This window comes from Atopobium deltae (assembly GCF_001552785.1).
In the GTDB taxonomy this organism is placed as follows: domain Bacteria; phylum Actinomycetota; class Coriobacteriia; order Coriobacteriales; family Atopobiaceae; genus Atopobium; species Atopobium deltae.
The window spans coordinates 135,413-149,943 of sequence record NZ_KQ959507.1 but is presented as its reverse complement, the minus strand read 5'-3'; the positions used below and the strand labels follow the sequence as shown (position 1 = coordinate 149,943).

At 53.5% G+C, this 14,531-nt stretch carries 13 protein-coding genes; all 13 read left to right on the top strand.

The window, feature by feature from the left end; all coding sequences use genetic code 11:
- Positions 1–136: 136 nt before the first annotated feature.
- The 13 genes from HMPREF3192_RS04940 to ftsY all read left to right on the top strand — a co-directional run bounded on the left by HMPREF3192_RS04940 (position 137) and on the right by ftsY (position 14,513).
- Positions 137–481, top strand: a complete 345-nt coding sequence (locus tag HMPREF3192_RS04940; RefSeq protein WP_066305959.1) for an Asp23/Gls24 family envelope stress response protein — start codon at positions 137–139, stop codon at positions 479–481.
- Between the two features lie 147 nt (positions 482–628).
- Positions 629–2,392 carry a DAK2 domain-containing protein gene (locus HMPREF3192_RS04935; protein ID WP_066305957.1) on the top strand — a complete coding sequence of 588 codons (1,764 nt, stop codon included), beginning with the start codon at positions 629–631 and terminating at the stop codon, positions 2,390–2,392.
- Between the two features lie 9 nt (positions 2,393–2,401).
- Complete coding sequence (locus tag HMPREF3192_RS04930; protein ID WP_331696506.1) at positions 2,402–4,723, top strand: ATP-dependent DNA helicase RecG; 2,322 nt, start codon at positions 2,402–2,404, stop codon at positions 4,721–4,723.
- Positions 4,724–4,733: 10 nt separating this feature from the next.
- On the top strand, positions 4,734–5,420 hold the full coding sequence (rsmD, locus tag HMPREF3192_RS04925; RefSeq protein ID WP_082715658.1) for a 16S rRNA (guanine(966)-N(2))-methyltransferase RsmD: 687 nt from the start codon (positions 4,734–4,736) through the stop codon (positions 5,418–5,420).
- Entirely contained in the window at positions 5,413–5,940 is a 528-nt protein-coding gene (gene coaD / locus HMPREF3192_RS04920) for a pantetheine-phosphate adenylyltransferase (RefSeq protein ID WP_231723367.1), read from the top strand. Before rsmD ends, coaD begins: the two co-directional genes overlap by 8 nt.
- A 180-nt stretch (positions 5,941–6,120) precedes the next feature.
- The gene (locus tag HMPREF3192_RS04915; protein ID WP_066305955.1) at positions 6,121–6,618 is read left to right on the top strand and encodes an ATP synthase subunit B family protein; all 498 of its coding nucleotides are present in this window, start codon (positions 6,121–6,123) and stop codon (positions 6,616–6,618) included.
- 6 nt (positions 6,619–6,624) lie between these two features.
- Entirely contained in the window at positions 6,625–7,260 is a 636-nt protein-coding gene (locus HMPREF3192_RS04910) for a YceD family protein (RefSeq protein WP_066305951.1), read from the top strand.
- Between the two features lie 128 nt (positions 7,261–7,388).
- Positions 7,389–7,568 (top strand): 50S ribosomal protein L32, encoded by a 180-nt coding sequence (rpmF, locus tag HMPREF3192_RS06650; protein ID WP_082715657.1) that lies wholly within the window; start codon positions 7,389–7,391, stop codon positions 7,566–7,568.
- 167 nt (positions 7,569–7,735) lie between these two features.
- The gene (gene plsX, locus HMPREF3192_RS04905; RefSeq protein ID WP_066305950.1) at positions 7,736–8,737 is read left to right on the top strand and encodes a phosphate acyltransferase PlsX; all 1,002 of its coding nucleotides are present in this window, start codon (positions 7,736–7,738) and stop codon (positions 8,735–8,737) included.
- A gap of 106 nt (positions 8,738–8,843) precedes the next feature.
- Positions 8,844–9,080 (top strand): acyl carrier protein, encoded by a 237-nt coding sequence (locus HMPREF3192_RS04900; protein WP_066305948.1) that lies wholly within the window; start codon positions 8,844–8,846, stop codon positions 9,078–9,080.
- A gap of 1 nt (position 9,081) precedes the next feature.
- Positions 9,082–9,849, top strand: coding sequence for a ribonuclease III (gene rnc / locus HMPREF3192_RS04895; protein ID WP_066305946.1), 768 nt, complete (start codon positions 9,082–9,084; stop codon positions 9,847–9,849).
- A gap of 5 nt (positions 9,850–9,854) precedes the next feature.
- Positions 9,855–13,607 carry an AAA family ATPase gene (locus tag HMPREF3192_RS04890; RefSeq protein ID WP_066305944.1) on the top strand — a complete coding sequence of 1,251 codons (3,753 nt, stop codon included), beginning with the start codon at positions 9,855–9,857 and terminating at the stop codon, positions 13,605–13,607.
- On the top strand, positions 13,608–14,513 hold the full coding sequence (gene ftsY / locus HMPREF3192_RS04885) for a signal recognition particle-docking protein FtsY (protein WP_066305942.1): 906 nt from the start codon (positions 13,608–13,610) through the stop codon (positions 14,511–14,513).
- The last annotated feature ends 18 nt before the right edge of the window (positions 14,514–14,531 follow it).

Sequence of the window (14,531 nt, the reverse complement as noted above, 5' to 3'; positions counted from 1 at the left end):
TAAAATAGTGAGAAGCTCGTATGTTTGACTTGTTGAGGTGTGTTCTTGCGTGTGAGTAAGAACTATGAGTGGTCTATACTTACATAAGCTTACATGAACTTATATGAGCACGAAGGTTTTATCGAGAGGAGAGGGCATGACGATGCGTCTACCCGGTACCTTGAGGGTTTCGAATGATTGTATTTCCGACCTTGCTGGTTATGCTGCACTTGAGGCATACGGTGTTGTCGGTATGGCTTGCCTTGATGCAAACGAGGGGGTTGCGCGCCTGCTTCCGCACAACCGTTTGCGCAAAGGCATTGATGTTGCATCACAAGATGGAAAACTGCATATAGATATGCACGTCATTGTTGAGGAAGGCGTAAACATCACAACGGTATCCAATAATCTTCGGGATAACGTTGTTTTTCTCATCAAAAAAATTGCCGAGATTGATAGTGTTGTTGTAACCGTGCATGTGGAAGGAATACGCACGCACTAGTTATGCGCACTAATCGCCTGCGCCAGTTGGCCGCACGAGCTACCCGCGCTTGCTGCCTGTACCAGCTACCAGCACAAGACAATTATTAAACACCTGTTTTGTTGTGCACCTGCTTGAACCCATATACAAGAACCGAGGATCCAACAGATGATTTCTACTGTCGTGAGAAAATGTTTTTGCGTCGCCGCCGACGTCGTCGCTCAAAAAGCCGAAGAGATTAACAAGCTCAACGTCTTTCCCGTGCCTGACGGTGACACAGGCACCAATATGTCGTTGACGCTGGCAACCGTTGTGGCTGAGCTCAAAGCGCTGCCCGCTGATGCCGATATGCGTGACGTGGCAAAGGCCATCACCCATGGCTCGCTCATGGGCGCCCGCGGAAATTCGGGTGTCATTACCTCGCAGATTTTGCGTGGCGTGGCCGAAGGTCTTATCGACGTAAAGGACGAGAAGCCCAATGCTGCCGAGATTGCACACGCTTTTGCGCTTGGTCAAAAAGTTGCATTTCAAGCGGTGCGTAAGCCCGTCGAGGGCACGATTCTGACGGTGCTTCGCGACGTTGCTACCAAAGCAAACAAGTGCGCGTCTCAGAAGCTTTCGACCAAAGAAACACTCACGGCACTCGTGATTGAGGCATACGAATCGGTCGCTCGAACCCCCGATCTGCTTCCCGTGCTTAAAGAGAATGGCGTCGTAGACTCAGGCGCTTACGGTTTTGCCACCTTTATGGAAGCTTTCGTGAACGAGGCACTTGGCACTACCACGACACAAGATTTTGTTACGACCGTTGCGCTGCCCGATGAGGATGCCAAAGCGCGCGTCAACGAACAGGTCGACATCGAGCTCAACGATGATTGGGAGGGCTCGGAGTTTCGTTACTGCAATGAATTTTTATTCCAGGCAAACGATGCCACCGATGCTGACAATTCCTTCGATAAGGCTGCTGCACTCAAGTTTTTATCGACGATGGGCGACTGCGAGCTCATCGTAGGCGAGCATCCGACCTACAAGGTGCACGTGCACTCCAATACACCCGACCAGATTTTGAAGTATATGCTGCAGTATGGTCAGGTCTTCAACGTGTTCATTCACAACATGGACCTCGAGGCGCAAGAGCGTACCGAAAAAATTGCTGCCGATAAGGCCGGCGCTGCTGCGTCTACAAACGGGGCTACTGGTAGCGCCATCGTCGCGTCCGCCAACGCTGCAACATCCGCTGTCGACACCGAAGCACCCCTTCCGCACAAAGAGCTCGGCTTCGTGGCCGTTGCTGCAGGCTCTGGTGAAGCTGACATCTTAAAGTCGCTCGGCGTTGACGTTGTCGTCTCGGGCGGACAAACGATGAACCCTAGTACTGCTGACATCATTGCAGCAATTAAAAAAGCGAATGCCGATAAGGTCATCGTGCTGCCCAACAACTCCAACATCCGCATGACCGCCGAGGCTGCAACAGGTGCGTTTGCTGAGCACAGCGTCGCTGTTGTTCCCACCAAAACGGTGCCCCAGGCTTTTGCCGCTATGTTTGCCATGGACGAGACCTTAGATTTGGACGAGAATGTCGACGCCATGACCGAAGCCTTAAGCGAGGTGCGCGATGGTGAAGTAACCACCGCTGTGCGCAATTCTGCTGCCGCTGATGGTACCCCGATTCACGAGGGCGATATTATCGGTATTGTATCGGGCGTCATCGAAGCGGTCGGCAGCGATGTCAAGAGCGTCTGCGTCGAAATCATCAATCGCATGCAGGGGCAGCAAGAGGGCGACACGCTCACCATTCTTGCTGGTAGTGACCTTTCTGACGAGGCATTTGCTGATTTGTGCTCGGCTATTGAGGCTGCGCAACCCGACTTGGAGCTCGATGCACAACGTGGTGAACAGCCGCTGTATCCTGTGATCTTCTCGATAGAATAAGCGTCGGCTGTGTCTGCCCAGCATTCTCCACATTCCACGGATCCGCTGTCGACAAAGGCTGCCGAGAAGCCCGCGTCCCCTCCGAACCAACTACCAGCGGAAAGCCAGTCCGAAGATGGCCTGCCTGCTACGGACGGCGTGTCTGTAGACCTACCCGCCATTTCGGATGTTTCCGATCGCATGGCTTCCACCTTGGCGCTTGATGAGGCACTGTCGCGTCTGCGTTATGTTTCGGGCGCGCGCCAGGCAGCGCTGGAGCATCTGGGTTTGCACACTATACGCGACGTTTTGTGCGCCATTCCGTATCGCTATCTTGATTTTTCGCATACTGTACCCATTGCGTATGCCGACCTGGGGATGACCGTTACCATCGTTGGTACGGTCGATAAGGTCACCGCGAAGCGCATTCGGCGTGCACGTTCGTCGTTTTTATCGATCGTCGAAGTCTCGGTTCTTGACGAGACGGGCATTGTGATGGCGGTCTTTTTTAAGCAGCCGTGGGTTGCTGAGCAAATTAAAAAAGGCGACCGCATTGCGCTGTCGGGTACGGTAAGTTTTGCTTACGGCTTTAAGCAGATTAAAAGCCCATTTTACGAGGTCTTATCGTCAGACGAAAGCGCAGCGAATTATTCGCGCATCTTGCCTGTGCATCACGTCAGCGAGGGGATAAGCGTCGCTTGGATGCGACGGATTGTCTCGGCTGCCTTGGCCGATTATGGCGATGTGTTTGATTATCTGCCTGCGCATTTGCGCGTGGAGCACTCGCTTATGAGTTTGGCGCGAGCATTTCGAGAAATACATTTTCCGCAGTATATGGCTACAGCGCCGTCCGCGCGCAGGCGTTTTGCCTACGATGAGCTTTTGTGTTTACAAATCACCCTTGCGGCGCGCCAGGCGTTGAGCACGTCTGTGGGTACGGTTTGCACACACACGATTAACGGAGCTTACCAGCAGGCGACTCTCGCAGTGCTACCCTTTGCTTTAAGCGATGGGCAGCAGCAAGCAGTGCACGACATTCTTGCTGATATGGCCTCATCGCGCCCCATGAATCGATTGCTCTTGGGCGATGTTGGCACGGGCAAAACCGCGGTTGCTACTGTGGCTGTGTCCTGCGTGGCCGATACCCACACCCAAGCAGCCATCATGGCACCAACGGCGGTGTTAGCACAGCAATATGCAACAAAAATTGGACCACTGCTCACAAAAGCACACATTAGCTGGGCTTGTTTGGTCAGCACAACCGTGCCTGAGGAGCGTTATCGCATTCTTGAAGGGCTTGCTTCAGGAGCTATTTCTGTTGTGTTTGGTACCACGGCACTGCTTTCGGATGACGTTGTGTTTAAGACATTATCGCTGGTTATTATCGATGAGCAGCATCGTTTTGGTGTCGATCAGCGCAGCGCTTTGCGTGCAAAAAGTGCGATGGCGGGCCTAACGGCTGACTGCTTGTGCATGACCGCGACACCCATTCCGCGCACCCTTGCGCTATCCTTGTACGGAGACATGGACGTATCGCGCATCAAAAAGCGCCCCGTAGCAGGTGCTGGCGTTACAACCACGGTGCTTGCGCAAGAAAATTTCGATCTTGCGTTGGATGCGATCCGTCAAGCGATCGATGCTTCTCGGCAAGCCTATGTAGTTTGCCCACGCATCGATGAGTCTGATGACGAGGGCCTTGATATGGCCGACGATACTCCCGCTACCGATAAACCCATGAATTATTTGCATGCTGCCACCAGCATCTATGCCAAGTTTTCGGAAACGCTTTTTGCTACCAAGCGCGTGGGACTTCTGACGGGACGTATGAGCGCTGCCGAGAAGGACCAGGTAATGGAGGCTTTTCGTGCAGGGGAGCTCGACATTTTGGTGAGCACTACTGTCATTGAGGTTGGTGTGGATGTTCCCAATGCGACGGTGCTTCTTGTCTATGATGCCGATCGTTTTGGTTTGGCCACCTTGCATCAGCTGCGTGGTCGTGTGGGACGAGGCAGTGTGTCGGGGCAGGTATATTTTGTGACGACAAGCAAAAAGGGGACACCTGCACGCAAGCGCCTTACCGCACTTGAAGCTACCTCTGATGGATTTGAGTTATCCGAGATGGACTTACGCATGCGTCACGAGGGCGAGATTTTGGGCTTTAAGCAAAGCGGTGGTGTTACCCTGCGCTATGTCGACCTTGCGCAGGATGAAGATCTTGCTTTTGCAGCACGTCTCGATGCACGCGATCTTCTCGCCAGCGATCCTACGCTTGAAGCACATGAGGCGCTCGCGTTGGAGGCACGCCGCCGTTTTGGTGCCTACTTTGAAGAAAGAGGAGAGGTATGTCAGTAAGAGGTGGTGTATGCGAGTCATAGGAGGCGTGTGGAGCGGTCTTAGTTTGGATGCGCCGCAAGGACGCGAAACGACGCGGCCGACTACCGATCGCGTGCGTGAATCTCTGACGTCAATGGTGCTTTCGGCCAGTGGTTTATCGTTTGCGCAAAAGTGTGTGCTCGATTGCTTTGCTGGCAGCGGGGCTCTGGGCATTGAGTTTCTTTCACGTGGTGCGCAACAGGCTACGTTTGTAGATAGTAGTCACAGCGTTTGCGGCATTATTAAGAAAAACCTTAAGAAGGTCAAGGCTCCAGCGAGCAGCTATAGCGTGGTGTGCGCTGACGCTGCGGTCTATGTTTCACAGCTTGTAGCTGGGACTCGTTGTGTTGCTGCGCGGCAGGGCGCCACGAAGCATACCGCCTTTGATATTGTCTTGCTGGATCCGCCCTATGATATGCCAGCTGAGTGGGTACAAAAGTTGGTGGAAGATTTGCATGCAGCGAAAGCTCTTGCAAGCGACGCTCTTATCGTCTATGAATGTGCGAGCAAGGCGCCGAGCTTGACGCTGAGTATGGCCGAGCTGCAAAAGTCAAAACGCTATGGCACGACCTGCGTTGATCTGTTTCGCGTGGGTTTACAGGAGGCGACCAGCACCAACTCCGCAGCAGTTACCGATTCCGCGCTCACAATCTCACAGGAGGCTTCAGATGACTAAAACCATGACCGAGGATATTATTTCACACTTGGTTGTGCCAGGAACCTTTGATCCAGTTACCTTTGGTCATCTGGACGTCATTCGTCGTACCAAGCGTATGGCTGCACGCGTGACCGTTGCGGTGGCTGCTTCGGTTCATAAAAACGGCACAGGTACGGTGTTTACGCTTGACGAGCGTATCGAAATGCTGCGAGAAGCACTGCGCGAAGAAGCGATCGACACTGGTGTCGAGGTCTGCGCACTCGACGGTCTTCTCGTCGATTTTTGCCATGAGCATGGTGCTGGGGGAGTCGTCAAGGGCTTGCGCGCGACGACCGATTTTGAGTATGAGCTGCAGCAAGCTAACCTCAATGCGCACTTGGCTCCCGATATCGAGAGCATTTTTGTGATGTCGTCTCCAGCGGTGGGTTATATCTCGTCGTCGGTAGTGCGCGAGCTCGCACAGTTTGGTTCGGATGTGCATCTTTTGGTACCGCACAGCGTTGCACTCAAATTATATGAGCGTTTTGGGAAGGATTAAGCTTCAAGCGCTGTTGGTTTTGCTTCCGACAATGAGCGTTTTGCTCGCAGTCATCCGCAAATGTAGTGTATACTGCTGTTGAAGTATATGAATCCGTGATGTGGCCGCTCCTTTAAGAAACGTTAAGAAACGTTAAGAAGCGTCGCCATCCTAGCAATCCTCACGAAAGGAGAACCTTGTATGCAGCCAGGTGAGGAAATTGAAAGCTTGGTAGACGAGCTTGAAGGGCTTGTATCTGACGCGCGTTCACCTTTAACGGGCGGCGGGCAAAAAAAGATTATCGATGCAGGTGAAGTGCTGGAAATTCTCGACGAGATCCGTGCGCGTTTCCCCGAGGAGTTCCAAATTGCTCGTCGTATCCTCAAGGAGGAGTCCGACCTCATCGCTCGTGCCCAGCAGCAAGCCGACGGTATTATCGCCGATGCACAGCAGCAAGCTATGATTCTTGCTGGCGATCAGGAGATTGTTCGCTTGGCGCAACAGCAGGCCGACGACATTCGCGATCAGGCGCAGCAGTACGAGCGCGACACTCGTTACAACGCGGAAGAATATGCAGAAAGCGTGTTGGCGCATCTGGAAGAGAATCTGAAGTCTTTGACCAGCACGGTGTCTCGTGTTCGTCAGACCTTGGACGAGAATTCTGGCGCTCGCAACACATCTAACACGGTTTCTTGGTAGTGTGTTGTGACTCAATTAGATTCGTTTATTTTCAAAATTGATGACCGCCTCGAGGGTGTTGGTGCCACGCTGTCCTTGGACGGACGCCTTGCACAGGCACAGTTTGATCTTGGCGATCATGAGTTTGTGCTGGACAATGGTATTGCATACAACTTGGTGCTCACGAACACCGCCGAGGGTATTTTGCTGACGGGCATTGTGAAGGCGGATGCTACCTGCCCCTGCGATCGCTGCTGCGAGCCTGCACAGTTGCAGCTCTCCTGCGAGGTAGATGAGTATTATTTGTTCAACAAGCCCGAGAAACAGCATCTGACCGATCTCGATGAGGAAGAAGACGTCGACTACTCGCTTGTTTCTGCCGAGAATACCATCGATCTTGCACCCGCAATTGTGTCAGCCTTGGTGATGGAAGTGCCCTACATTGTGTTGTGCGACGATGACTGTCTTGGTCTGTGTTCGCGTTGCGGCGCCAATCTGAATGAGGGCTCGTGCGAGTGCGAGCGTGGTGCCAACGCCGATGGCGCTGACGCTGGCAACGCCGCCTACGACGATAACGGCGACCCCATCGTCCAGGATGAGCGTTCGAAGCCTATACCAGAAGGTCCTTTTTCGGCCCTTGGCAAATTGCATTTTGACGAGTAAAATCGTTAAATTGTGTTGAATACCTACAAACGGCTAAACTTTGCTGTTTTTGCCACAATATGTGGTACTATCTGCACTTGTGATTTAATACGATATATTTCGTAGAGTAAGACTGAAGAGAGGCAACCATGGCAGTACCCAAACAGAAAAAAGGCCGCGGCGCTACGCACACTCGCCGTTCAGCTAATAGTAAGCTCGCCACGCCAGCACGTTCTACGTGCCCTCAGTGTGGTGCCGTTAAGCTTCCGCATCACGTGTGCCCTAATTGTGGCTTTTATAAGGATCGCGAAGTTATCGTAACTGAGTAATCCTTACTTTGTGCATGACGCAAGGAGGCTCGTCCACAGCTGGACTAGCCTCCTTTTTACTAGCTACGCAGCGTGTATGTTTGCGTATGTGGCATGTGTTTGCGTGTGCAACCTGCAAATGTACAGCGAGTACATATGCAATGCGCGCTTGCAATGATTGGATCTTCATGATTTCAGTATGTGTTGACGCTATGGGTGGTGACGAGAAACCCGAGGTTGTCCTGCAAGGTATCGAGCGAGCACTCGCGCAGGATCAGGACTTGTGCGTCGTTGTGGCTGGAGAGCGCGAGGCTATTGCCGATTTTTGCGCAACCCACGAGCGTACCCGAGCGCTCTTTACCACCGAAGTGATCGAGATGGACGAGCACCCCGCCCAAGCTGTGCGCGACAAAAAGGACTCCAGCATTGTCCGTGGTTGCATGGCAGTAAAGGAGGGTCAAGCCGACGGCTTCTTCTCGGCAGGCTCAACGGGTGCCATTTTTGCAGCATCCACCTTTACGATCGGCCGCATTCGTGGCATTAAGCGGCCTTGTATTGCTGGCATTTTGCCTGGCCGCGATGGGCATCAAACCATCATGCTGGATTTGGGCGCCAATGCTGATGTGCGCCCCGACATGATTGTTCAATTTGCGCATATGGGCATTGCCTTTGCCCGTGCTGCCCTGAATAAGGAAAGCCTTCGCATTGCGCTACTTTCGAATGGTACCGAGGACACGAAGGGCTCGACGGCAATGCAGGCCTTTTTTGCCGCGCTGCAAGAAGCACAGGCACAGTTTGCAACAAGCAATGCCCAGTTTGTGGGTAATTGCGAAGGCAATGATATCTTGACGGGCGACTATGATCTTATCGTCACTGATGGTCTGACTGGCAATATTGCGCTCAAAACGATGGAAGGTACAGCAAAGTACATCATGCATGCCCTGAAGCGTTCGACCGAGGCTTCGCTGCGTGCAAAGCTGGGTACAGGCCTTTTGCTGCCGAGCTTTAAAGCCATTGCGACAAGTCTTTCGGGCGATAAGAACGGCGGTGCGGTGTTGTTGGGCTTGAAGGCGCCTGTACTTATTGGCCATGGGGCCACCAGTTCCGAGGCCGTTATGAATGGAACGCTCGCCGTTGTGCGTTGCATTCGTACCGATTTATGTGCCAAGATTGCTAAGGATATTTCCTAGGAATCCTCACTAGGTCGCCTGCGCCAGTATAGTGCCTCATACTTATAGGTACAATTGAGATGTCCACATACACGCACATACACGCACATACACGAAAGGATGAGCGATGGATCGCGAAGCCATTCTCGAAAAAGTAATACAGCTTGTAGCCGAAACGCTCGAGGTTGATCCCGATGACATTTCGATGTCGACCTCGTTTGATGATCTCAATGCCGACTCGTTTGACAAGCTCGAGCTCGTCACCGCTTTTGAGGAAGAGTTTGACCTCACCTTAGATGACGAGGCTTTGGCAAGCATTACAAGCGTTGCTGACGCCGTCAATGCCATAGAGAGCGTGCAGTAGCGTGGCACAAGCAACGAATGCACAAATTACGCAAGCCGAGAAGATCATTGGCTATCAATTTAAAAATAAAGAGCTTATTCGCCGAGCTTTAACACACCCATCCGCAACCGAATACGTTGGACGCTCGTATTCGTATGAGCGTCTTGAGTTTTTGGGTGATTCCATTCTGGGTGGCATGGTGGCAGTCGACCTGTTTTCTCGATTTCCCGATATTGACGAGGGCGGTTTAACGCGTATAAAAATCTCGTTGGTATCGGGTGCGACGCTTTCTCGCGTGGCGCAGGATCTTGGCATTGTGCAGTGCATTTATTTTGGCAGCTCAGAGCGTCGTCGTGGAGAAGGTCGTGGCATACATTCCGCGCTCGAAAATGTGTACGAAGCAATTGTAGGCGCCCTGTATTTAGACGCAGGTTTTGCGATTGCGCATGCTTTTGTGGTGCGCAGCTTGGCGCCCTATATGTCGGCCGACCTGTCGCAAGTGGCCATCGATCCAAAATCACAGCTGCAAATCCTGACGCTGCAGGGCTTCCATATTAAGCCAGAGTATGCAATTGTGTCTCAAGATGGCCCCGCTCACACGCCCAACTTTACTGCCGAAGTGAGGGTGCGCGACATCCTTGTTGGGACGGGATGCGGCAATTCCAAAAAGCATGCCGAGGCCGCAGCCGCGAAAGCAGCTCTTGAGTCCATTGGCGACGCGCCCATCGAGGCTTTTTTGGCGCAGGCAAGGACTAAGAAGCACGAAGGGTCGCACGAAGCAGAAAGGTAGCGCGGGTGTTTTTAAAGTCACTTACCCTCAAGGGATTTAAATCCTTTGCCGATAAAACACACATGCTGTACGATCCAGGCCTGACGGTTGTTGTCGGCCCCAATGGTTCGGGCAAGTCGAACGTTTCGGATGCTATCTTGTGGGTTTTGGGCGAGCAAAGCGCTCGTATGTTGCGCGGACAGGCCATGGAAGATGTGATCTTCTCGGGCTCAAGCGCCCGTAAAGCAGTAGGTGTGGCTGAAGTAACGCTCGTGCTCGATAACAGCGATCATGCCATCCCCGTAGACTTTAACGAAGTTGGCATCACGCGCCGCATGTACCGCTCGGGCGAAAGCGAGTACCTCATTAATGGTTCGCCCGCGCGCCTCATGGATATCCAGGACATTTTGCATGATTCTGGCCTAGGTAAAGATACGCACTCCATCATTTCGCAGGGCAAGCTCGACTCCATTTTGCAATCGCGTCCCGAGCAACGCCGCGAACTTATCGAAGAGGCTGCAGGCATCTCCAAGCATCGCCGCCGCAAAGAACGTGCAGCTAAAAAGCTTAAAAACATGGACGATAACCTCCAACGCGCCAAGGATATCGCCCATGAAGTCACCAGACAACTGCGCCCCTTGGAGCGCCAGGTCGATAAGGCCAAGCGTGCGCAAGATATTCAGGCACGCCTAGCCGAGGTCTCGACCATGCTTGCGATTGATGAGCTCCGAGGTTTGCGCAGCCAGTGGGCAACGCTTACGGCCACGCATAAGGAGTCGACCGCTGAGTATGAGCTGGCGCAGTATCGCGTCGCCGAGGCGCGCGCTGAGCTCGAAAAATTGCAAACGATGCTCGAGCAAAAAGGTCTTTTTGTGGGTGATTTGTCCGAGTCACGCCGCCGCATGCAAGATGCGGTTGGGCGCTTAAGTTCTGACATGCGCTTGTTGGAAGAGAAGGGCAAAAATATGGTTGCCAAGCTCTCCGAACTGCGCATGAACATCTCCTCGCTCGAAAAACAAAAAACTGACCGCTCGCGGGACTTATCGTCGACCAACCACGAACTCGTGGAACTTACCGAGAAGTTCACGCAGCTCGAAGCGCACCTCACTGAGCTTGAGCCAAAGCTTGCGTCGTCGAAAGAAGCACTGCGTGATCTGGATTCTCGCAATGCGCAGCTCACACAACAAGCTCGTGCGGAACAAAAAACTGCCGATGAGCAAACCTTGGCGTACGTACGTCTTAAAGAGAAGCTCTCGCATGCTGAGCTTGAAGATAGTATGTTTGTAAGTCGCTTGCAGCAGCTTGCAGAGGCCATGACGTCCTATGAGCAAGCCTCTGTGCAGGCAACGGACAAAAAGCAGGCACTTGAGCAGGCGCACGACGAGGCAACGCATGAGGTTGCCGAGCTTACCAAAAAGATTGAACATACCAAGCAGGATCTGCAGTCGCTGCGCGCCCAACAGCAGCAAACGCAGCAAAAGCTTACGCGCGCACAGGCGTCTCTTGCAGCACTCGAAGCGCTTGATCTTGCAGCGCAGGATGCCAATCCACTGCTTAAAAAGGTGCTCGGAGCGCATAAAGGTGACGAGCATATTGCTGGTCGCCTCAAAGATTTTATTGAAGCGCCGCCTGCGCTCGAAGCAGTTGTGGAGCGTCTGCTTGCTGATGACCTGTCAGCGCTGGTGGCACCCGATCAAGCAGGGCTTGTCGAGCTTGTGCACAATTGTTGCGAATTTGTCGAGAAGGGCGTTGTCGCTGGCGCTGTGGGCGCTGCGGGCCCAGCGTCTGACTCACACAGCGCGAAATCTGCCAGTCAACCCGCCGCCCAATCTCAGGGGCAAGTTACGTTTTTGAGTAAGTTACAAACAAGCAGCTCAGGCTCTGCAGGTACGCACAGTGCTTTTGCGGCACCGAGCAAAAAACAGCTCGCGGAGCTTGCTTTAAAGCTGCACACGCCGAGTGCCGCTGCCACAGGCGGCATTGCTGCCACAGGCGATGCCATCGCACCGTCGGGCATGTTGCTTGAGCACTTGAGTTTCTCGGACGATATGCGTGGCCTTTTTGAGACGTTGTTTGGGCACATCTATGTCTGCACGAGCGCTTCCGATGCCCTTCTCGCACATCAAATTTATCCTGGTTTGACTTATATAAGCGCTGACGCAACCAATACCATGGTGTTGAGCGATGGTCGTGTGGTGGTTGGTAGCAAGCACTCAACTCAGTCGGGTGCCCTTCAGCGCAAGCGTTCGGCACGCACGCTCAACAGCTCGATTGCTAAAGCCACCGACCAGCTACAAACCCTCGAGTACGACATTGCCGAAGCCAACCAAACACTCGTGTTGCAGCAAGATCAACTCGAACAGGCAAAAGGCACTGTTGCACAAACAGCAGGTGAACTTGCAAGCGTTTCATCTGAACTGGGACGACTTGAGGTACAGCTCGAACAAGTACGCCGCGAGCACAAAACCATCGAGCAGCAACGCCTTGAGGCGCAAGAGCAAACTAAACAGGCACGCCCGCAGCTGCGGCAACACAAAGACGCTGCCGCCGCGGCGACAACGCGCTCAGAAGCACTGTCCGATCAACTGCAAGAGCTTGCTGATGAGCACCGTGACGCCGCAGCCAAACAGTCAGAACTCACGACGAAGCTTTCTGAGCTGCGTCTTTCACTCGCAACGGTGCGTGAGCGCAAACGCCACACTGAACAAGCATCCGAAGAGCTAACTCGTCGCCTCAAAAACATCGGATCCCGCCTTGATGCGCTGCACTATACCGCTCGTTCGCTCGAGGCTTTGCGTCTGCGCGTACAACCGCTGCATGAGCGTTATGCGGGTTTGTACGATGCCGCGCTCGCGTGGGCAACGCGCTTGCAAGATAGAGCAAGCCTTGCGGCAGCCGATTCGGAGTCGCTCAAAAAGACGATCGCCACAGCGCGCGAGAAGGTAGAGCAAGAGCAAACAGCTCAAGCCCAGGTACAGCAGCGTATTGCTGACGATAAGGTCAAGCTTGCGAAGCTCGAACTTATGGTCAACCAGGCCATCCAATCGATCACAGCTGATGGCGCGTACACGCTCGAAGATGCGCTTGCGCTGCCCGCACCTGTGGACGCAGAGGCGTCGCGACGCGAAGTGGCACAGCTTAAGCGCGCGCTTGAGGACATCGGTCCTGTCAATCAAGTTGCCATGGATGAATATGCAACGCTCAGGCAGCGTGCCGATCACATCAACAACCAGGTGGAAGACCTAACGCAAGCTCGCAGCGCCCTTCTCAAAATTACCGCAGCTATCGAGCGCAAAATGAAGAAGCAGTTCCTGCATACCTTCGATCTGGTCGATAAGAACTTCCAAGAGATTTTTGCCATGCTCTTTACGGGCGGCTCGGCGCATTTGGAGATGACCGATCCCGACCACGTTAACGAGACGGGTATTGAAATCATCGCGCAGCCTCGCGGCAAGCGCCTTACTAAGATGATGCTCATGAGTGGTGGCGAAAAGTCGCTGACCGCGCTTGCCTTGTTGTTTGCTGTCTACAAGACACGCACTGTGCCGTTCTATGTCTTTGACGAGGTAGAGGCTGCACTTGATGACGCGAATCTCGACAAGCTTTTGGGCGCGCTTGAGCATCTAAAGAATACAACACAGCTTATTGTCATTTCGCATCAACGCCGCACGATGGAGCAAGCCGATGTCTTGTACGGCGTCTCCATGCAAGCCGATGGTGTCAGTCACGTGGTTTCGCAGCGTCTTGATAAAAAAACTGGGAAGGTGGTAGACGCATAAATGGGTATTGCACAGCGCCTGCGCGAAGGCCTCGCGCGTTCTCGAAAAGCATTAAGCGAACTTTTTTATCTGGGTGGCGACGTTGATGACGATTTTTGGGAGGATCTTGAAGACACCCTCGTCATGGGCGATGTCGGTGCCGATGTTGCAATGCGTGTCACCGATGGTTTGCGCGAGCAAGCTGCCCGAGAAAATCTACGTACCGCATCCGAGCTGCGTCGCGCCTTAGCCCAGCATCTTGCTGCACTTTTCCCGACCGCCGATCGTGATCCCTTTGATGACCTGCCTAGCTGCGTTTTGTTTGTAGGCATCAACGGTGCAGGTAAAACCACCACAGTCGGAAAGCTCGCTGGCAAGGCAAAGGCCGATGGCGTCAAAGTTCTTATCGGCGGCGCTGATACCTTCCGTGCGGCCGCCATCGAGCAGCTCGAAGTCTGGGGCAAGCGCGCCGATGTCGAGGTGATTACCCGTCAGCGGGGAAGCGACCCTGCCAGCGTTTGCTATGATGTCGTCGATTATGCCGAGAAGACCTCAAGCTCGCTGGTTCTTATCGACACGGCGGGTCGCTTACACACCTCCGAGGACCTTATGCGCGAGCTCGCAAAAGTCGTCAACGTGACCCGGAAACGTTCTGGTATGCCCACCAGCGTGGTTTTGGTTATTGATGCAACCACTGGGCAAAACGGCCTCTCGCAAGCAAAAGAGTTTAACGACGCCTTGGACATTGACGGGCTCATTGTGACAAAATTGGATGGCACGGCAAAAGGCGGTATTGCGCTTGCCATTGCTCACCAGCTCAAGCTTCCCATTTTTCGTATTGGGGTGGGCGAGAGCATCGAGGATCTGCAGGCCTTTGATCCGCAGCAGTTCTGCGAAGCCCTTGTTGGCAGCTCTGAAGGGGTGTAAGCCGCAGGTCCACGGCCA